This window comes from Aliikangiella coralliicola (genome assembly GCF_007004725.1).
In the GTDB taxonomy this organism is placed as follows: Bacteria; Pseudomonadota; Gammaproteobacteria; order Enterobacterales; family Kangiellaceae; genus Aliikangiella; species Aliikangiella coralliicola.
Genome location: NZ_ML660162.1, coordinates 49,213 through 70,472 on the forward strand (window position 1 = coordinate 49,213; position 21,260 = coordinate 70,472).

General features: G+C 42.0%; 18 protein-coding genes. 8 read left to right on the top strand and 10 right to left on the bottom strand.

Features of this window, described 5'->3' with window-relative positions:
• The 6 genes from FLL46_RS06260 (at position 1) to FLL46_RS06285 (ending at position 4,849) form a co-directional block, all read left to right on the top strand.
• Positions 1 to 711 (top strand): DUF2064 domain-containing protein, encoded by a 711-nt coding sequence (locus FLL46_RS06260; RefSeq protein WP_142892636.1) that lies wholly within the window; start codon positions 1 to 3, stop codon positions 709 to 711.
• Entirely contained in the window at positions 701 to 1,774 is a 1,074-nt protein-coding gene (locus tag FLL46_RS06265) for a methyltransferase domain-containing protein (RefSeq protein ID WP_142892637.1), read from the top strand. Before FLL46_RS06260 ends, FLL46_RS06265 begins: the two co-directional genes overlap by 11 nt.
• Positions 1,774 to 2,688 (top strand): radical SAM protein, encoded by a 915-nt coding sequence (locus FLL46_RS06270; RefSeq protein ID WP_142892638.1) that lies wholly within the window; start codon positions 1,774 to 1,776, stop codon positions 2,686 to 2,688. Before FLL46_RS06265 ends, FLL46_RS06270 begins: the two co-directional genes overlap by 1 nt.
• Before the next feature lie 53 nt (positions 2,689 to 2,741).
• Positions 2,742 to 3,164, top strand: coding sequence for an arsenate reductase ArsC (locus tag FLL46_RS06275; RefSeq protein WP_142892639.1), 423 nt, complete (start codon positions 2,742 to 2,744; stop codon positions 3,162 to 3,164).
• Positions 3,165 to 3,180: 16 nt separating this feature from the next.
• A complete protein-coding gene (locus FLL46_RS06280; RefSeq protein ID WP_142892640.1) occupies positions 3,181 to 4,029 on the top strand; it encodes an MTAP family purine nucleoside phosphorylase in 849 nt (282 codons plus the stop codon).
• 85 nt (positions 4,030 to 4,114) lie between these two features.
• The gene (locus tag FLL46_RS06285) at positions 4,115 to 4,849 is read left to right on the top strand and encodes a helix-turn-helix domain-containing protein (protein WP_142892641.1); all 735 of its coding nucleotides are present in this window, start codon (positions 4,115 to 4,117) and stop codon (positions 4,847 to 4,849) included.
• A 73-nt stretch (positions 4,850 to 4,922) separates the two neighbouring features.
• Here the strand turns inward: FLL46_RS06285 and FLL46_RS06290 are convergent, their stop codons facing one another.
• From FLL46_RS06290 to FLL46_RS06315, 6 genes are all read right to left on the bottom strand, one after another.
• The gene (locus tag FLL46_RS06290; protein ID WP_168204073.1) at positions 4,923 to 5,711 is read right to left on the bottom strand and encodes an ROK family protein; all 789 of its coding nucleotides are present in this window, start codon (positions 5,709 to 5,711) and stop codon (positions 4,923 to 4,925) included.
• Between the two features lie 187 nt (positions 5,712 to 5,898).
• Positions 5,899 to 8,649, bottom strand: coding sequence for a bifunctional diguanylate cyclase/phosphodiesterase (locus FLL46_RS06295; RefSeq protein WP_142892643.1), 2,751 nt, complete (start codon positions 8,647 to 8,649; stop codon positions 5,899 to 5,901).
• Between the two features lie 270 nt (positions 8,650 to 8,919).
• A complete protein-coding gene (locus FLL46_RS06300; RefSeq protein WP_142892644.1) occupies positions 8,920 to 10,248 on the bottom strand; it encodes a sensor histidine kinase in 1,329 nt (442 codons plus the stop codon).
• Positions 10,249 to 10,390: 142 nt separating this feature from the next.
• Positions 10,391 to 11,812 (bottom strand): sigma-54-dependent transcriptional regulator, encoded by a 1,422-nt coding sequence (locus tag FLL46_RS06305; RefSeq protein ID WP_142892645.1) that lies wholly within the window; start codon positions 11,810 to 11,812, stop codon positions 10,391 to 10,393.
• Positions 11,813 to 11,942: 130 nt separating this feature from the next.
• Positions 11,943 to 14,375 (bottom strand): ADOP family duplicated permease, encoded by a 2,433-nt coding sequence (locus tag FLL46_RS06310; protein ID WP_142892646.1) that lies wholly within the window; start codon positions 14,373 to 14,375, stop codon positions 11,943 to 11,945.
• 12 nt (positions 14,376 to 14,387) lie between these two features.
• Positions 14,388 to 15,098 carry an ABC transporter ATP-binding protein gene (locus FLL46_RS06315; RefSeq protein ID WP_142892647.1) on the bottom strand — a complete coding sequence of 237 codons (711 nt, stop codon included), beginning with the start codon at positions 15,096 to 15,098 and terminating at the stop codon, positions 14,388 to 14,390.
• A gap of 475 nt (positions 15,099 to 15,573) precedes the next feature.
• Between FLL46_RS06315 and FLL46_RS06320 the strand changes: the two genes are divergently transcribed.
• Both FLL46_RS06320 and FLL46_RS06325 read left to right on the top strand, forming a co-directional pair.
• The gene (locus FLL46_RS06320; RefSeq protein ID WP_142892648.1) at positions 15,574 to 16,920 is read left to right on the top strand and encodes a sensor domain-containing diguanylate cyclase; all 1,347 of its coding nucleotides are present in this window, start codon (positions 15,574 to 15,576) and stop codon (positions 16,918 to 16,920) included.
• Positions 16,921 to 17,040: 120 nt separating this feature from the next.
• A complete protein-coding gene (locus FLL46_RS06325; RefSeq protein WP_142892649.1) occupies positions 17,041 to 17,817 on the top strand; it encodes a ferredoxin--NADP reductase in 777 nt (258 codons plus the stop codon).
• Between the two features lie 488 nt (positions 17,818 to 18,305).
• On the opposite strand, the gene FLL46_RS06330 is transcribed toward FLL46_RS06325, so the two are convergent.
• From FLL46_RS06330 to FLL46_RS06345, 4 genes are all read right to left on the bottom strand, one after another.
• Positions 18,306 to 18,746, bottom strand: a complete 441-nt coding sequence (locus FLL46_RS06330; protein WP_246119278.1) for an FAD-binding oxidoreductase — start codon at positions 18,744 to 18,746, stop codon at positions 18,306 to 18,308.
• Between the two features lie 14 nt (positions 18,747 to 18,760).
• Positions 18,761 to 19,327, bottom strand: coding sequence for a heme-binding beta-barrel domain-containing protein (locus tag FLL46_RS06335; protein WP_142892651.1), 567 nt, complete (start codon positions 19,325 to 19,327; stop codon positions 18,761 to 18,763).
• 253 nt (positions 19,328 to 19,580) lie between these two features.
• A complete protein-coding gene (locus FLL46_RS06340; protein WP_142892652.1) occupies positions 19,581 to 20,750 on the bottom strand; it encodes an AAA family ATPase in 1,170 nt (389 codons plus the stop codon).
• Positions 20,751 to 20,782: 32 nt separating this feature from the next.
• On the bottom strand, positions 20,783 to 21,205 hold the full coding sequence (locus FLL46_RS06345; RefSeq protein ID WP_142892653.1) for a YybH family protein: 423 nt from the start codon (positions 21,203 to 21,205) through the stop codon (positions 20,783 to 20,785).
• Positions 21,206 to 21,260 lie beyond the last annotated feature (55 nt).

Consider the following 21,260-nt stretch of genomic DNA (forward strand, 5'->3'; position numbering starts at 1 on the left):
ATGAAATCTCAAGACTACGTGCTCATTATCTTCTGCAAATGGCCTCGATTGAATCAAGGAAAGCAGCGATTGGCAAAAACGATTGGCGCGTCCAACGCATTTCGACTGGCTTCACTATTGGTTGATTGTGCATTGGAGGACGCCAAAGATTGGGACGGTGAGGTTGTGCTCGCCATTTCAGATGCCTCCGATTTTGAACAAGCCAGTCAAGCAATTCAAAAACAAATTTCTGATAATCAAAAAATATCGATACAGGTTCAGTCTAAGGGAAATCTGGGGCAACGAATTAATCACATTGATCAAAATTTGAGAGAAAGAGGCAAAAACAACCTTCTATTTATCGGCACAGACGCCCCCGTTCTCAACCCACTTTATTATCAACAAGCAAAAGAAGCTATCACTTCATCAGATATTGTTATCAGTGACGCGAGTGATGGTGGAGTGATTATTATGGGTAATAGAAAAGCCTGGCCAGACTTAACATTTTTGCCCTGGAGTACAGAAAAATTATCAAAAAAGCTCTCCAGAATTTGCGCAAAACAGAGGTTGAGCGTGACCCGAATTAAGCCAGGTTTTGATATTGACGTTGAAAAGGATCTGGAAAAGCTCTTCGTCGCGATAGATTCTGACTCACGCCGTTCAAGAATAGCTTTACGTCAGTGGCTCGTTAACTATTTAGAAACTAATCAGGAATTAATCAATGCTGGATAATGTAAAAAACTACTATGGAAAAGTCTTAGAAAAGTCTCAAGACCTCCAAACTAATGCCTGTTGTACAGATGAGTCAATTCCACCATTTGTGAAAACAGCTCTCTCTAAAATACATAACGAAGTGATGACTCGATACTACGGTTGCGGACTGGTAGTCCCAGAAGAATTATCCAACTGTCATATTCTCGATTTGGGCAGCGGTTCTGGTAGAGATTGTTACGCGCTAGCACAGATGGTCGGTGAGCAAGGAAGTGTAACCGGGGTCGATATGACCGATGAGCAATTATCAGTTGCGAACAAATACCAGGAATACCATCGCGATAAATTTGGCTACCAACGGTCTAATGTGCATTTTAAAAAAGGTTATATTGAGCGATTAGACGAACTCGACCTGGCCGACGAAAGTTTCGACATCATAGTGTCAAACTGCGTTATCAATCTATCGACAGATAAAGCAGCCGTTCTGAAGCAGGCATATCGATTATTAAAGCCTGGTGGCGAGCTTTATTTTTCAGATGTTTATGCTGATAGGAGAATCCCCAAACATCTTGTAAGCGATCCTGTTCTTTATGGTGAGTGTCTCAGCGGCGCACTCTACTGGAACGATTTTATTAGATTATCAAAATCAAGTGGTTTTCTGGATCCTCGACTGGTAAATAGTCGGAAAATTTCCATCGGCAATCCACAAATCATCGAGCGAGTTGCTGGAATCAATTTTTACTCTGCAACCTACCGACTATTTAAGTTACCCAAACTAGAAAGTCATTGTGAAGATTATGGCCAGGCAGTAATTTATCAAGGCGGGATAGAGCACCATCAAGAACAGTTCGCGCTGGATGAACATCACCATTTTATTAAAGGAAAAGCGACGAGCGTTTGCGGAAACACCTGGAGAATGTTGCATCAGAGCCGCTTTGCTCGATACTTCAGCTTTATTGGAAACTTCGACACTCACTTCGGGATCTATCAAGATTGCGGCACCCAAATTCCTTTTTCATCAAACCATACCAGTTTTAACAATGAGAAAATTGAAGTTTCTGAACAAAATGGCGGGTGTTGTTGATGATAAGCTTAAGAAGCAAAAACTGGCAAATAACATCAACTGGAGAGCCCAGAGGATATATTCAACCTCACGCGCTAAATGAAGTTTGGTTTCATACTGGAACACGCTGTAATCTTGCCTGCGATTTTTGTCTGGAGGGAGCCAGTCCTTCAGATAAGCGACTTCAAGCACCTCGGTTTGAAGAAGTTAAACCTTTCATTGATGAAGCCCTTGAGCTTGGCGCAAAACAATTTTCCTTTACCGGTGGAGAACCTTTTCTGATAAAAGATTTCATCAAGATTGTTGAATACGCTTCTCGCTTTAACCCCTGTCTGATTTTAACAAATGGAACGGATTCACCTTTAAAACGATTGGATGCACTCCTTGATATTAGCGATGAGCATTTTCCGATTTCATTTCGAGTCAGCATTGATTATCCAGACTCAAAACGACACAACATGGGACGTGGCGAAGGAACCTTCGAGCAAGCAATTACTGGGCTAAAGCGGCTTTATGATAAGGGCTTTTCGGTATCGGTCGCCCGTCATCAGGATGCAAACGAGAATTCAGAGGAAGTTAACAGGCAGTTTAAGCAACTTTTCAGCCTTATCGGTTTGCCTGATTCGCTAAATATTGTCGCTTTTCCTGACTTTCTTCGACCCGGCTCTATTCCCGAAGTTCCTCATATAACCACCGACTGTATGACCCGGTACCAATCGAAAGAGCAAAGAGAAAATTACATGTGCGCCACATCAAAAATGATCGTTAAAAAAAATGGGCGTATGCAAGTTTATGCCTGCACCCTGGTCGATGACGATGAGGAATATTGTCTAGGGCATTCACTTAAGCAAAGCCTGCAAAATAGAATCAGTCTCAAACATCATCGTTGCTACAGTTGCTTTGCTTATGGAGCAAGTTGCAGTGAAAAATGTTAGGTCAGATTATCAGTAAATAAAATCTTATTAAACAATATGACTGGAGTAATCGAATGAAAAATATTCTCTTCCTGTGCACAGGCAATTCATGTCGCAGTCAAATGGCGGAAGGTTTCTGCCGTAGTTTGCAATCAGATAAATTCAACGGGTATTCCGCAGGAATTAAAGCTCACGGTTTAAACCCGTATGCCATCAAAGTCATGCGTGAAAGCGGAATCGATATTACTCAGCAAAGTTCGAAGACATTGGAAGAAATAGAAGATATAGAGTTTGATTACATTGTCACGGTCTGCGACAACGCTGAGCGTAGCTGCCCTGACTTTCCTCAATCAAATATTATTCATCGGCGGTTCGATGATCCACCGGCGCTGGCGAAATATGCCAAAGACGAATCAGAAGTTCTTGTCCACTTTCGCCAAGTGAGAGATGAAATTAAAAATTGGGTCAATCAACTTCCACATGAACTAAGGCTTTAATCAAGAGGAGAATTAAATGTTAGCAATAATTGGCGGCACCGGTCTTTATAAAATTGATGAACTAGATATCAAAGATAGCATCGAAGTCTCAACCCCATTCGGCATGCCTTCAGCAAATGCCGTTAAAGGCAACTACAAAGGCAGAGACGTACTTTTTTTACCTCGCCACGGTAATGCACATCAATTACTACCATCGGAAATTAACTATAAAGCCAATATTTGGGCATTAAAAAGTCTGGGTGCGACCCAAATAATTGGCGTGTCCGCTGTCGGCAGTTTGCGAGAGGAAATTCGACCAGGCGACTTGAGTATTCCCTCTCAATATTTTGACTTCGTAAAAGGCAACAGGGAAAAGAGTTTTTTTGGCAATGGACTAGTCGCACACGTCTCAACAGCCAATCCAATTTGCCATTCGATGGCCGATGATATCGTCAAAGCCGCAAATACTATCGATATTCCAATACATCAAGGGCAATCTTATGCAGGTGTAGATGGTCCCAGGTTGGGCACAAGAGTAGAAAGTCAGTTTTTACGTGAATCATGTCAATGTGACCTAGTAGGAATGACAAATGTTCCCGAGGTTTTCCTCGCTCGAGAAGCACAAATAAGTTACTGCACTATCACTATCGCGACCGACTACGATTGTTGGAAAGATGACCCAGCAGATCACGTCACTGTCGAAAAAGTTATCCAACGCTTTGGCGAAAGTCTTGCCAAGGCACAAAAGGTTCTGATGGCATATTTACTAACCAATACAACCGATTGTGTTGACGGATGCCGTTCGAGCTTAGCGAGTGCAATATTGTCTCCAAGAGATTTATTGAATGAAGAGCAAAGTCGACTGCTGGAGCTACTCGAAAAGTAGCCTTCTTCACTCATACATTAAACCGGCTACAATCTCAAGATGACACATGGTATGCTTATGAAAAATTAATTCATCGGTAATTTTCATGGCGCAAACCAGTTTATTTCTCCAGGCGGTGAAAACCTGCCTAAAAAATAAAAGTTTAACTTACGCTGACGTTGCCAGGCATTTAAAACTTAGCGAAGCCAGTGTTAAACGTATTTTTTCTGAAGAAAATATTTCGTTGCAACGACTCGATCAAATTTGCCAGCTTATGAGCATGGAGCTTTGCGACCTTGCTAAAATAGCCGAACAAAAGCAGCACGAAATACAGGAACTCACCGAAGAACAAGAAGCGGAGTTTGTGAAACAGCCTAAGCTACTTTTTGTCGCCTACATGTTATTAAACGATATGGATTTTGAATCAATAAAGACTCACTACAACATTGACGAGCATGAAGGCATTCAGCTTTTAGCTCACCTCGATAGAATTAAGTTCATCGACCTACTACCGGGCAACCGGGTCAAACTACTAACTTCGCGCAACTTTCGCTGGCGAAAAAATGGCGCGATAGAAAAGCTTTTCAACGAACATATTCGAAAAGAATTTTTTCAATCTCGATTTTCAAAGTCCGATGAATGTATGAAGTTTGGATCGGCAATGGTGTCAAGGTCAACGATACTTCTCATGCATCAGAAAATTGAAAAGCTGGTGGGCGAATTCAATGAACTAGCGATTCAAGACGCATCACTACCTTATGAAGAACGGCGTGGTTGCAGCATAGTCGGCGCTATTCGGCCTTGGGAATTTAGTTTATTTGCTCAATATCGGAAAAAATAACACCGTCAGATTGGCTGGCCCAAATTATAAATTAGATTTAATAAGCGGATTCTTTAGCCCTAACTCAGAATATTTAGATGGTCGACGAGGCCAATTTTTGCTGCAATGCAACTCGCAAACCTCGCACGACAATCGAATGAATTTCTGGTTCAACTTCTAACAAACAATGCTCAACTGACTGGGCTAAACTTAATTCTCGAATCGCATCAAAGCAGCTTCTTCGGTAAGCTTCCTCGTTAAACATGCCACCGGCAAATACGATTCTTCCAGGATTAAAGCAATTAACAACCCAGGAAACAGCCATCCCTAAATCTTGCCCGGCAGAAGCTAAAGTCAGTGCAGAATTCTCTTTGAGAGCGGTGCCGCTAGCCGTTTGAGCTAAGCGTAAATAACGCCCTTCACACAGTACTTTACAACTTCCGAGTTCTCCGCTAAAACCGTTTTCTCCGCGAAATACTTTACCATTAATGGCAATTCCCATCCCGATACCGGTACCGGACATAATAAGAATTTCTACCTGGTTTTTATTTTTGATAATGCCATAGGTTCCTGCCTCTACATCATTCAGGACAACTTCTAACTTACCTTTCGATGACAGTCGCTTCAGGTTAAAGCCATTAAACTGAGGTACAACATTACTGACGTAACATCGATTGCCTTGCAGCAGGCCTGGAAATGCGACAGCGATTGAGTGATCCGTAAGATTAAATTCGGTTTCGAGATCTGCAATGATTTGAATCAGTTGTTCTGGTTTAAAATCAATCCCTGTTTGATAAACTCGGTCATAAATTTCATCATTGACGTTATTTTCTATACACACTCGAATGAGTAATTTGGTGCCGCCAAGATCGATAGTAATCACCACCGCCTCCTTAAGTTTAAACAATTCGAACAGTATTTCTTATTATCTGACAATTGCCATGTTCTTAATCAGGAATATAAATTAGTCAATCGCCAACGCTCAGGCTTTGTTGACCTGAAAGTTAACGCAAATAAAAAGTTCCTTGTAAAAGTAGTCCTTGCACGCCATTTATTCAATTAATTTTTACTTAGCGATGCTCCCAGTATAGCTTCGCTAAACTCTCGGCATCCACAGGTTCACTGATATGATAACCTTGAATATAATCACAACCTTGCGCCGCTAGCTCCCGCAGCGTATTTTCATCTTCAACGCCTTCAGCAATCACTTTCATTCCTAAGCTGTGCGCCAGATCGATGGTTGACTGTGCAATAATTCGATCTTCTTTATCTTCTAACATTTGAGAGATAAAGGAACGGTCAATTTTCAGAACATCCAGCGGTAATTTTTTAATATAAGATAGAGAAGAATAACCAGTACCGTAATCGTCTAATGAGCAGTGAATACCACGTAAGTTAAATTCATTGAGCTGTTGCATCGCTTGATCCAGATTGCTCATTAACGCTGTTTCCGTTACCTCAAATTCTATTTCAGACGCTTCGATTTCAAATTCCTGCATTAAGGAATCGACCTGGCCGATAAAATCTTCGTCAGTCAAATTTCGAGTCGATAAATTGATAGCAACATTGATCAAGATCCCTTCTCGTTTCCATTGCTGCATTTGCGCCATCGCAGTTTTCATTACCCAATAGGTCAGAGGCCGAATGAGCTGGGTAAGTTCCACTAACGGAATAAATTTAGCCGGAGGAAGCAGGCCATATTGTTTATGTTGCCAACGAACCAGCGCTTCACAGCCGATAATCTTGCCTGTCTTAAGTTCGTATTTAGGTTGATAGTGGAGAACCAGTTCATCATTTCGAATGGCTTCTGCCATTTCTGACATGATAACAAAGCGTTGATTAGTATCAGCATCAAGTGAAGGCGTGTACTCGCAAATAGACCTGCCTTCGTTTTTTGCGTGATACATTGCTAGCTCGGCGCATCGTAGCATCTCACTAAAACTATATTGTTCGCCTCGAGTTATCATCACGCCAATGCTGGAACTTATCTCCAGGTTTAATCCGTCCACAACAAACGCACGAGCAATCGAAATTTTTATTAATTCTGCAATTGCTGAGATAGAGTCCAGATCGCTTTTATTACACACTAACACACAAAATTCATCGCCTCCCAGGCGATAAACTCGCGTATCGGTATCATTAATTGCATCGCTAATGCGAGGGCCGACAAGTTTTAACAGCTTGTCACCGATTTGGTGATCAAGCGTATCGTTTATCTCTTTGAAGCGATCCAGATCAACAAGAATAAGCCCCAATAATTTTTCATTTCTGCTGAGTGCTTTCAGTGCGACACGGCTATCTTGATTGAGCGCGTTTCGATTAGGTAATCCCGTTAGGTTATCATGGGTAGCCAGGCTTTCCATTAATTCATATTGGCGGGCATTAGCAAGCGCTAACGAAATACTTGATCCGATTGTTCGGTAAAACTCTAATTCATCTGAAGGGAACTTAGAGTCATATTTAAAACCAATGGTAACTGCACCTAGTGCTTCATTTTGATAAATTAGCGGAATAACAATACCGCCTTTCACTTTTTCAAATTTCACCATTTCTTTAATAAGCGGATCGATTCTCTTATCTTCTTCTATCATCGGAAAAACTTCCAGTTTTCGCGATAACATAGCAATGCCGGTCGGCGATCCCATCTGCCCAAATGGAAAAATACTTCTTGCCTCAATCACCGGTTGGCTAACACCGCTGCTCGCAGAAATCTGCATGTTTTCGCCCGATGAACTAACAGTAGTAAAAATAAGCAAGGTGTCTTCGTGAATGCTCTGCAACAACGAAACGACTTCTTCGGCAATATGCTTAACGCTGTGGCTGGCGTGAAGCCTTTCAACCAAGGTATTTATCACACTTAATTGAGAATTTTTTCTCGCCAGGCGACCTTGAGAGCGAAGCAAACTATGTTCAACATTTTGTTGCTCGGTCATGTCCAGTGCGACCCCGACAATCACCGGTTCATTTTCATAGATCGCCGTTTGAGTGGTTGCAAGCAAAGGAACAACTTCGCCGCTTTTGGTGATGCCGTTAAGATAAATGCTACCTTTGCCGACATCTAAAACATTCTTCATTTCCAGCTCAACTCGTTTGCGGTCTGTTTCATGAACCGCATCGATCACATTTTTGGTAAACATTTCTTCGTGACTGTAGCCAAATTTGGATCGGAAATATTGATTCCAACGGAGAAATTCTCCTTTTTGGCTAAGCATAAACATCAATGCAGGAACAGAATCTAATTGTGCCTGGTTAACCAGAACTTCATCTTGCAGATTTTTGGTAATGAGTTGCCTTTCCAACTCTGACGAAACACGATAAGAGAAAATCTGTAAAATATTGGTCAGCAATGAAGTGCTGTGAAGTGGTTCGTGAGTCAATATGGCCAAGACGCCAACAGTGGCATTGTTCGAATCAATCAGAGTGACACCAAGAAATCCCTCGGCATTGAAATCCTGTATAAGCTTATCATTTGGATAGCGCTCTTGTGCCTTCTCCGGCACACATAAAAGCCCTTGCTCTAAAAGAGGCTGACAAGGAGAACCTTCTAACTCGTAAAGAGAACCGGTATGACTCTCCCCTTTTGCGGATACTGCCAGAAATTGAAGATGAGTAGTGTCTTGCTCTTGACCCAGCAGTTCATTTTCTCTACGACCAATAAAAGCAAAATCAACGCCCAAATGCTCGCACATAGCTTGCACCAAGCCATCGAGGAAATCATCCCCAAGTCTACCCTTGGTTGCGTACAGCATTTTTTTGAGAATGGTCTCAAATTGAACTGATTCGAATTTATTATCCGCTGGTGTTGATTCTGATTTCTGCATGCAACCGACAACGCATTGGCAATTTAATAGCAAGATGTTCAGGATCTGCGAGTCTTCAGGCGAGTGGTTACACACCAAAGATTCGCATACCCCACTTAAATATAGACCAATAACGGCATAAGTGCTCCGAACCCCTGACCAGTTAGCCAAATTAACGCTATTTGATCAATCATCAACTCCTGTTAAAAAATCACCAATAATCGGGAACACTTGAATTAGCAGCTGTGACAAATCAAACTGCCAACTCCCCTGATCTTGTTGTGGACTATATCAGCGCGTTAACGGAAATTCAATAACTGCACAGCAACCTGTAACGTCTGTGCGGTTAGTGAGGCTTAACTGACCTCTGTGGGCTTCAACGATTTGACGGCACAACACAAGACCAATACCCGATCCCTGTTTTTTGGTTGTATAGAAAGGAACGAACAGGTTATCAAGATTGCTTATACCTGCACCCTGATCACAAATTGAGAGTTTAAAAAATGAATTTTCAACATTCCAGTTGATGCTGATAACACCATCAGAATTCAACGGTGTCATGGCCTCTACTGCATTTTTGATCAGGTTGATAAACACTTGTTCAAATTGAAGTGGATCGATCATTAACTGAACATCATCAATGGATTCGATATGAATATTTTGCTCGCCAAAAAGTGATGCTACTTTTTCGATCAATTTTAACACCGAGGTTTGTTGAATATCCGGCTCTGGTAATTTCGCCAACTGTTTATAGGAATGCACGAATTGACTCAAACCATTGGCGCGCTGTGAGATTATCTTCAACCCGTCAGTTAAATCAGGTTGGGTTAGTTCACTACAACCTTCGCGGCTAATTAATCGCCCGAGTGTCTGGCTAATGGACGCGATCGGTGTTAGCGAGTTGTTTATTTCGTGGCTGATGACCCTCACCAGACTTTGCCAGGCCTTTCTTTCCTCTTTCCGCAATAATGTCCTGACATCAGTAATGAAAAGTAACTTGTGTTGTTTACCGGACTCTCGAAACTCCTCCACATGGACATTAAACTTGCCTCGTTGTGGACCGAAAGAGAGCGTTACTACTTGATTATGCCCGCTAGAAAATTGTTGCACCCATTCTAGCTGTTGCATAATTTCTGGATGAGTTTCTTCACCATCTAACCGGAATAACTTTTTCGCTGCAGGATTGATCAGCCCTGGAATATTTTGCTCGTTGAGAGCTAAAATGGCGACATCGATATGTTCAACAATAGTACGAACTAACAACTGACTTTCCGTCGCCTCTAAACGCTGTTGACTCAGTCGCTCTGCCAAGCCATTAATCGAGTAAACCAGTTCATCCAGAGCCCCGTGGTTCTCACCAGCTCTGGCTCTCAGGGTATAATCGCCCTGGATCATTGCGTCGAGCAAATTACTTAAACTGCGAAATTGATAAGCTGATTTTTGATGGATTTGTGCATTGGTATAAGCAACGACAAAACCGCCAATCGGCGCTACTAACAGGATCAGATAAATCGATATTTCGGCATAAATCATCACCCACAGCAAAAGTAACAACAGAGGAACAGAAGCGCAAAGGGACAGGCGGGTTAGTTGATATTCGAAAGATTTTCTTTTTTGCATAAAACCAGAGGCCTATGAGCAGGAAATAAGAATATGCGAACGCTTAACTGGCAATCATCAATAGTTTTATAATTTTAGTCAATAAACGAAAACCACGAATTTGTTGTTAACCATTCACTTTGGCCGGCGTTGGCCCACTTTGTTATTTATTAATTGATTGACACTCTTCTTCTTTGAGTTTTTCCAAACGTCGGTAAAATGCACTCCGACTCAATCCTAAAGAATCAGCAGCACTTAAAGCGTTTCCATCAAAGTAAGCTAGCCGCTGTTGCACGACTTCCAACTCAATGGAAGCCAGGGTTCTCAGTTCGGATGAATTAGATTCTAACGTGCCGGACTCAAATGAGTTGTGTTTCTCAGTGTGAGTTTGTTGTACAGCAATCCCCAACTCACTAACCCCAATGGAATCACCTTGACACAAAATCTGTGCTCTTTCCATCACATGCCCTAATTCTCTAACATTGCCTGGCCATGAGTATGACTGAAGAACTTTTGCGGCCTCATTGCTAATAATTAATACCGGCTGTGCGTATTTGTCGGCAACTTGTCGCAAAAAATCATTCGCTAATGGAAGAATATCTTCGATTCTTTCCCTCAGCGGCGGTATCTCAATTTCAATGGTGTTTATTCGATAAAGTAGATCTTTTCGAAACTCGCCATTATTAACCATCTCGTCAAGTGTCGCATTAGTCGCAGTCACTAATCGAATGTTGACTGTTTGAGTTTTACTGGAGCCCACTTTTTCAAATTGACTCTCTTCTAACACTCGCAATAATTTTCCCTGCTGCGAATAAGGGGTATTGGCAATTTCATCGAGGAATAATGTTCCCCGGTCAGCCAATTCGAAACGGCCGATGCGAGTCGACTTAGCATCAGTGAAAGCGCCTTTAAGATGACCAAACATTTCACTCTCGAACAAAGATTCGGTTACCGCTCCCATATTAACCGAAACCAATGATTCGCTTTTACGCATTGATTGACTATGAATGTACCGAGCAAATAAACTTTTGCCTGTTCCATTTTCTCCAGTCAACAAAACACTCACGTCGCTTTTCGCAACCTGGTTAACTAGTGTCATCACATCACGCATGCGCTTCGACTCAGCGATAACTTCACCTGATTTTTCAACTTGCTCACGTAACAACAGGTTTTGCTGGGTTAATTTCTGCGAGCGTTTCTGACTGTTAACCAGCTTAATCTGGTTACTGATAATGGCCAATAACCGATCATTTTCCCACGGCTTTTGAACAAAATCATTGGCGCCCATTTGCATTGTGCTTACCGCAACTTCAATTGTTCCCCACCCCGTCATCACAACAATTGGAATCAATTCATCAAGTTTACGAATTGCCTCAATCATTTTAATGCCTTCGTCGCCAGAAGTAGTATCTCGCGAATAATTTAAATCCATTAAGATAAGATCAAAATCCTGACGATTAATCGCCGCCAGCGCCGAGGTTGGCGTTTCAGCGCTAACCACGGAAAAACCTTCCGCTTTTAATAGCATTTCTAACGCGGAAAGCACGCCGGAATCATCATCGACAATTAAAATATTTTGAGACATTAAATAAGGTTCCTGATAAGTCAGGCGGCCACGCGATTGATGCGGCTGCCTGTGTATCATTTTAGAGAGCGAATTTACCGTTTACAATACTAACTGCAGCATAATTGAAAACAATACTAAAAGTATCAGATCATTCGTATCTTAGTGCATCACTTGGTTCTAAAGCCAGAGTTCTTCTGGTTGGTAAGTAGGTTGAGATAATCACAACACTACCGATAATTGCGATCATGACAGCCGCAATTGCAACCACAGAACTGTTACCGGTTGCCAGCAGTCGAGAAAGGGCAAAGCCTAACGATCCGCCAGCTAGCAAGCCTGGGATCCCGCCCCACAACAGCTGCTTGATGCCGCTATTTAGAAAATCCATTATCACTCGCTTTTCATCTGCGCCGAGTGCTCGCTTAACGCCAATCTCCTGCGTTCTTTGAACAACAGTATTAGACATAACACCATAAATTCCACTAGACGCCAATACCACCGCCACGATTGCAAAAATCAAAAATATTTTACTCGCAAAGCCAATCCCAGCAGTATTTCTATCAATTATTTCCTGGTATGTCTTGATTAAAAACGCAGGTACATCTGGGTCGATTGATTCTAACGTGTTACGCAATGTTCCTGTGGTCACGGCCGGTGCAGCTTTCATCTCCATCGCGACGGTAAGACCTCTTCGTGACGACTGCATAAGCGGTCGGAAAATACTCGGCGTACCCGCATTTGGAGAAAATGACTGACCTTGAATGGTATGTTCAACCACCCCAACAATAGTTAACCAGCGAGGTTTGTCGCCGTCAATTTCGGCAATTCGAACTCTTTTTCCAAGCGGAGATTCTTCGCCGAAATGCTTCTTCACAAAACTTTCCGTTACGATAACCGTGCGCTTTTCTGAGCCTTCATCAAGGTTTTCAAAATAACGCCCGCTTCTTAACTCAACGCCAAGTTTCGCTAGCGTCCCAGGCATTATCGCGATGTAGTTAGCCCGTGGATAGCTCGACTCGTCGGCATATTCTTTTCCCTCGATAGCAACAGTCGGACTCCAGGTGTAATCGCCAGGAAGCGAGCTAGTGATTGCAACATTACCGACACCAACATTATTTTCAAGACGCGATTGTAATGACTTAACAAATTGAACACGCTTTTCATGAGTATTATAAGTTGCCTGTGGTAACCTGATTTCAGCCGCCAAAATATTATCCACTTTGGCGCCATAGTCGGCATTAGCCGCAATGTAGGTTCCAACCACCATCACCGACGCTGCAATCAAAACCGTCATTGTCAGAAAAACTTCGCTAATAACTAACAGTCGATTAAGTCGACCTGCTTTTTTCCCCGCAGCGCCACGCGTACCATCGCGCAATACAGCGTTAAAGTCGGTGCCCGTATTCTTCCATGCGGGAAATACGCCGGTCATTAAAATAGTGCTTACAACAAATGCGAAAAAGATCTTCAAGGTGAAACTATCGACGCCAAATTTCCACCAGAAAAATGGTTTGTCGCCGGTAAAAGTGTTGGTAATCGATTCGGTCACTTCAAGTCCCCAGGCAGCCACCAATAATCCGATAACTCCACCAACCGTACAAATAATAGTACTTTCCCATAGCATCTGGCCGATTAATCGCGCTCTTGGCGCTCCAAGGGCAACTCTTATCGCAGTTTCCTTATTTCTTTCTACGGCCCTTGAAAGTAATAAATTGCTCACATTAATCGACGCCAGTAACAAGAGTAAAATAGTCACAACATACATTGAGAAAAGGAATACGCTACCGCCATTCCCCATGGTAGACATTGGAAAAGTCGTCGCAAATGCACCGATACCATTATTGGTCTTAGGAAATTTTTCCTCAATCCGTTTCATTACTACGTCAATTTCACGATTAACCTGATCAAGATCGATACCATCGCCCAGATGCGCCAATACAGAACAACTTTCACCGTCACCGCGCGCTACTTTTGTTGGGTCTTCCTGTAAAGGCACCCACAGTTCTGAGTTTCTTGGAAAGAAATATCCCTCTGGCATTACACCAATAATACGCGCACTTTTACCATTAACTCGAACAATTTGATCAAGCACTTCTGGATCACCACCATACATATTTTTCCAGATGTCATAACCGATAATGACGACATTTTCTGCACCGGTATGGTTTTCAGCCTGAGTAAATTCTCGACCTAAAATAGGTTTGGTGCGTGTCATGTGAAACACATTCGGTTCAATTTTAGTCGCGTTATATCGTCTCGCACCGTCGTGCCCGGAAACATTGATGCTAGTTTCGGCATATGCCGCAATTTCGCTAAATGATTTTACGTTATTTTTAATTTCATAATAATCGTGCGGATCCAGGTTGCCGCCGTTAAGTAAAAGACCATTTCTGACCTGATCAATGACAACTAAAGATTCGCTATCTTCGAAAGGCAACGGCTTGTACGCCATCGTGTTAAGAAATGAGAAAAGATAAACACTTAAGCCAATTCCCACAGCCATGACCAAAGTAGTCAAAGCTGTAAATCCAGGTCTTTTCGAAAGTAGCCTTAACGCATATTTTAAATCTTGAATAGTCATCATAATCAATTAATCCTAAGCTGCGACGATCTGGGAGGACGAAGGTTTATCAGAAACAATTTGGCCATCCAGAATATCAATATTTCGATCAGCTCTTTGCGCCGATCTCGGATCATGAGTCACCATGCAGATAGTTGCTCCTTCAGCATGTAACTGCTCTAACAACTGCATCACTGCTTCGGCATTTTTAGAATCCAGATTTCCGGTTGGTTCGTCAGCTAGAATAATCGAAGGATCACCGGCAATGGCGCGGGCAACAGCAACACGCTGTTGTTGTCCACCGGAAAGTTGTGATGGAAAATGTTTGAGACGATGCGCCATATCAACCCTTTCCAATGCTTTCCTGACCATTTTTTGGCGTTGACTTTTATTCAAGTCCTCTCGATAGGTCAATGGCAGTTCCACGTTTTCTTCGACATCCAGATCACTGATCAAATTGAAGGATTGAAAGATAAAACCGATTTCTTTATTGCGAATTTTTGCGCGCTCTTTTTTAGAAATATTTGAAACATTATGGCCCGATAATTGATAGCTTCCACCAGACGCAGTATCGAGCAAACCTAGCAACGAAAGCAGTGTTGATTTACCACATCCAGACGGCCCTGAAATAGAAACATATTCTCCTTTTTCAATGGCCAGAGAGATATTGCTTAACGCGTGCGTTTCAATTTCTTCTGTATAAAAAACTTTCTGAATATCCTCTAGCTTAATTAAAATAGTTCCCATTGGTTATTACCCTCGGTTAATATAAATTTATCCTTACTTTCCTCTTAAAAGTGGTCACTCATCCTTAAAAGCTCAATCCAAAATACAGTTTGATAACCATCGTCACTGCTCTTAACGCGCTATGGTTAATTGGCGAACGAATTACTTCGGTTTTACTAGAGCGAAGCAGATACCATGCCAAATTCATAAGCAGCTGTTTTTAAATAACAATTTTTATTTTTGCAAGGTTCTCCTCATTTAAATATCTCAAACATGGGAAAATAGGAAATTTCCGCCTTCCCGAAAACGGGAAAATATTTAACTAATTGTCAGGATTGAGAAATATATAGAATTTCAAAATGTTGCAAATTGATAAAATTGAAATTATTCCAATATCGGTAATGATTTTTATGCCGATTAACATTGAAATTTGAGATATCAAGTTAACAAGGCAAGGCGAAGATTCGAGCGACTTTGTTTTGTTAAAGGAATCTATATGAAAAATATTAGCGCTAAGGAATTGATGGCCATTATCAACAATGTTGCTGGCATTGCCACTTTGAGTGTGGAAGGCCAGTATCTGGACGTCAATCAAGCATTTTGTGACATTACCGGGTATCTCGAAGACGAGTTGGTCGGAATGAACTTTAGCGATATTACTGTCGCCGATGATATCGAACAAGTGAATCAGCACATCAACTCACTCAAAGCAGGAAAGTCGCGTAATGCGATAATGGAAAAAAGATACATCAGCAAAAGTGGCGAGATAAAATGGATTGTACTTTCTTCAACTTTAGTGAAAAAACCACAACCGCGGAAAGAGTCACAAAAAGACACACACTATATTGTTTCCATTATTCAAGACATCAGTGCACAAAAAAAACTGGAAGAAGAAAACAGGCTGGCAGAAGTCGCGTTCAGGCACAGCGGCGATGGCATTTTAATCACTGACGCGCAACATACAATTATCCGAACTAACACCGCATTTACTAAAATTTCCGGCTTTTGTAAAAGTGACATTATTGGTAGAAAACCTTTTCTACTACGCTCGGGAGAGCACGATAATTCTTTTTATAATCAAATCTGGAAGACACTTGAACTCGAAGGAATCTGGCAAGGCGAAATATGTTATCGACACAAAAATGGTTCTTTGTTTTATGTTTGGGAAACCATATCAGCGGTGACCAATGCAGCCGATGACGTAACCAACTACGTGAGTATTTTAGCCGACATGACCGAAATGCGTCGGCGTCAAAAGACCCTTGGCGAGTTAGCAAATTACGATGCGCTTACTGAATTACCAAATCGTTACTATTTTGAAGCCAACCTCACGCAGGCAATGGAAATGGCAAAACGTCGCGGGGATAAAGTCGGCTTACTATTTATCGATCTGGATAAATTTAAACCTATTAACGACCAGTATGGTCACAAGGCTGGTGACAATCTGTTAATTGAAGTCGGGCACCGTTTATCAGATATTGTTCGTAAAGAGGATACGGCGGCTCGCATCGGCGGTGATGAATTCGTGATCTTGATGCCCAAAATCAGCAATGAAAAAGATATCAGGCAAACTGCTGAGCGTATTCAAGAGTCCTTTAAACCACCTATTTATATCACTGAAAGTAAAACAGTGACAATTTCAGCAAGCATTGGAGTGAGTATCTACCCAGATGATCTCGTTGCACTCAATCCGAAGAATCAACAATTTGATAATGAGCCCGACATTCTGGAGTTAGCTGATCTAGCCATGTATAAAGCCAAACAAACCGCTCGAGGGATCTGCTTTTTTGATCAACTTAATCAAACGTCAAATAAAACATCAAATGCAACAGCAAAATCCTAGTTCATGATATAATCCGCCCGATTGCGGTATAATAATATTGCATATGCACTAATTTTTACTTGACTTTTACTCATTTTCAAATGAGAATTCTTCTCATTCTTGAACGAGCGATTTAAAACCATGGCCAACATTGCCCTAGAAAACGTACTCAGTGTTCACCACTGGAATGACAAACTCTTCAGTTTCAGAACAACCCGCGACCAAGCTTTAAGATTTCGCAACGGCGAATTTGTGATGGTTGGTCTTCCTGGTGAGAAAAAGCCTATCCTCAGGGCCTACAGCATTGCCAGCCCTAATTACGAAGAGCATCTTGAGTTTTTCAGCATTAAAGTTCCCAACGGAAAACTCACTTCCCGTTTGCAACACATTCAGCCAGGCGACGAAATTTACGTGAGCCGAAAGCCTACAGGCACTCTCGTTGCCGACGATCTCAAACCCGGTAAGCACTTATACCTACTCGCCACCGGGACTGGTTTAGCGCCATTTATGAGTATTATTTTTGATCTGGACATTTATGACAAGTTCGAAAAGATAGTCGTGTTTCACGGAGTCAGAAAGGTCTCTGATCTTGCTTATCGCGAACTCTTGGAAGAGCAGCTAAAGGATAATCCTTATATCGGCGAACTCGTACGCGATAAACTCATTTATTATCCATCGGTTACTCAGGAACCATTTGTTAATCAAGGCCGAGTGACAGACTTGATAAGAAGTGGGAAGCTCGCTGCTGACATCGGCTTACCGCCTATCAATCCAGAAACAGACCGAGCAATGTTATGCGGCAGCCCGGCGATGTTAGAAGAAACCCAGGAAGTGCTGAATGAGTTAGGATTTAATATTAGTGCTCATATGGGTGTTCAGGGTGACTATGTGATTGAGCGAGCATTTGTTGAAAGTTAGTCTGATCTCTAAAAAATAAAAGTTGGACCGAATAATATTTAAGAAATTAAGACCCTGTAGATAATTTTGGCTCGGCTTGGTTTTGCACTGACACATATCAACCTCTCCCTAGCCCTCTCCTTCCAGGAGAGGGGACCGAATTACTATCGATGATAGTGAGCTGCCGCCTGGAGAAGCATCAAAACTCGTTAAAGTTAATTTTCAAGACGATTAGTTTGAACACAGTTCATTATTAGTCATCATCTGTTCTAATATCATCCAAGCACCTAAAATACTTGTCCGACAATTAAATAAAGAAAAGGAATTTTAATTTTATTCCAATTATCAGCGACGTATATAGTCATGCCAATAGGTCCAAGAAAGAGGCATAACTATCCTCTAAAAGGCTCATCACCAAAAGCAATTGAAATTGTCCAAATACTTCCGACTAATGAGAATAATATTCCAAACGCGAAGATGAATAAAATGGGACTTTCAGTTAAGAACATCTATTTCGATTTTTCTCTCTCAGAACTATCATAATCCGCCAATAACTTCTTAGCCTTCTCCAATTCTTTTTGAGTCAACTTCTGATAGCCGCGCGTATAGTCCCAACCATAACCCCAACGAAAATCAGTAGGCCAATAGGGAGAGCCTCCCACTCGAACGCCTGCTAGCATCAGCTTGGCAATGGTTTTCTCTCCCACTTGTTCAACACAAACCTTCAATGCCTTATCTGCTTGCAATCGCTCTTCATAAGTTCCTCCCATCCAATAAGCTTTATCGTGAGCAACGCAGCAAGATAACCACAACTGCTTTTGCTTCAAGGTGCCATCGGGAAATGAAGAGCAACCATCACTGGTAAATGGCTTTAATTCATCTTTCGAGTTCGCAAGCGCTACTAGCGAAAACAAACTTAATATCATAAAAGGCAGAAGCAACCTTTTCATCAATTACCTGACCTTTAATTGCGAGTCAGAACATTTTGGTCAGTGTGTTCAAATGATCGTCCATAGACTTCAACTGCCGCCACCTGAGAGTAGCTCAATTCATTCCCATTCACGGACATGGAAAATTGATAACCTTTAGTCGATGCATTCTTTTGCATAAAGGGCGACTCGACAATTCCCCAATCAGCATTCCCATTACCAGCTTTTACTGCAAACTGGCTGGCATCGTTTTCCTGAGTGACAGTACCGCCGGCAACAACCGCAATTCCCCGAGGAATAGCAAAGGATTTAATCAAGGTTTGGCCTTCGCTATCCCATGAGTAATACCCTGTTTCATTGTGAATCATCTTGCCATCAGATTTACGTATAACCACCTGATGATACTTTAACACTACCAAACATTGTTCCTCAGCATTATCAAGATCACGTGCTGGCTCGAAAGTTAAAGTCTCTTGATAGAAGTTGGTTTCTTCTCCATCATCTTCAGGTGCAACGTCCACACCTTTACCACCTTCCCAAACACCAATTAGTTGTTTCAGTGGGCCATAGTCAATGTCTTTCAGATTTGCATTACTATTCATAGATTGTTACTCGTCAAAAAGCACTTTGTGTTCTAGTTTGATAACAAGACCAAACACAAAGCGTCGTTAATCCTAAAAATGGGTATATGACCAAAGTATAGCATCGGATTATCAATCCCCAAACGCCCACTAATACAGATAGAATTCTGCTATCCGGGCAATAGATTTAATGGTTTCATTTGAGGCCAATTTTCCCATCCCCCCAAGATTGGCTTTAAACCGAAATCGATCATTTAAAAAAGAACACAAGATATTAATCGGCCTTATCGGGCCAGTGCCAAGGCGGTTTATCCAATATTCCTTGCCCCGGAACGATTGTTTGGCCAAGTTCTTTTCCAAGAACCACGGAGTTACAATCGTCAGACTGCTCCAGTGCCTGAATCAAACGATTGGCGTGGGAAATCACCCACACCTGCGTGTTATCAGCGCATCGTAAAATTAGCCTGGCAAGAGCGGGCAAAAGATCTGGGTGCAAACTGGTTTCAGGTTCGTTTAGTACCATTAAAGACGGCGCTCTCGGTGTTAACAAAGCCGCTATCCACAAAATAAACCGCAAAGTTCCATCAGACAATTCACCACCAGTTAATGGCCGCAGCAATCCATGCTGCCGAAACTCCAGTGAAAACCTGCCATCATCATGTCTGATAATATTCAGCTTCGCCCCGGGAAACGCATCACTAATGGTTTCATCCAACGCCTCTGCATCACCGATTTCTCGTATGGTTTGCAACGCCGCGGCCAGATCACTTCCATCGTTACTCAATACTGGTGTTCGGGTTCCCAACTGTGGTTGTCGCGCAGGGGCATCTTTATCGGTGCGAAAGTGATCGTAAAATCGCCAACTTCGAATCATATCTCGCATTTGTAAAACTTCAGGCGAACGCGCTGGATCAATCATCTGATCGAAAAGACTAAAATAACTGGGCAAATACTTTTCCACAACTTGCCAGCTTCTTTGTTCTCTGACTTTAATAATGGCTTCGTTTCTTTCGACTAAACCGCCTGCTGGTCGATAAAAATTGCCAGCCCAAATATATTCTCTTTTTATTTCTGGATCGAAAGAAAACGAAGAAGAGGAAGGCGTGGGTAACCCCATTGAAATTGAATATCCAAAATCTTCACTCGAAAACCCCATCTTTAACCGCTTGGCATATTTTAGAGGACCACCCTCAACGGCAACTTCACCCGATTTCATCCTTTTCGAAATGGTTTCAGGCCCGGCCCAGTATGTGGAATCCAGTCCACCTTCTCTCGCCAGTGATTGGATAACTCCGCCCTGTGCCGTATCAGCTAATAGTCGTAGTGCTTTGTACAAGTTAGACTTACCGCTGCCATTGGCACCGGTTATGACGTTTAATCGACCGAGGGGGATAACCAGGTCAAGGATAGAACGGTAATTTTGGATAGCAAGTGCGGTTAACATTCCGTATTAATTCTTTGTTGTTGATTGAATAACTAGCTCGAATGGTCAATCACAATTTTCCATTTGCCGTCAATTTTCTTCCACAAAAGCGTGTAGAATCCACTCGGGTTATCGGTTTTACGCTTCAACGACCATTTCCCTAAAACAAATGCACTATCTGATTGAACTTCAACACTGAGAATATCAAATTTTAATTCTCCCATTGCGGCTTTGTCATGGTAAGTTTTTTTATAATTATCCAGGGTTGCTTGCCAACCATATTTAATACCATTTTTTCCGACAAATTTTAATTGCTCAGACTGCCAATAAGCCTGCATAAAACTCTCCAGATTTCCCTCATTCCATGCACTCTCTTGTTGCCGCATAATATCCTGGATAATTATTTTTTCATCTGCATTAGTTGCTACAACATTAAATGAAAGCAGCACAGACAAAACTAACAGTATTTTTCTCATCGATTATCCTTTGATTTTTTTTGAACGATGTTTGTCAGGCCGGCGAGATCAAAAT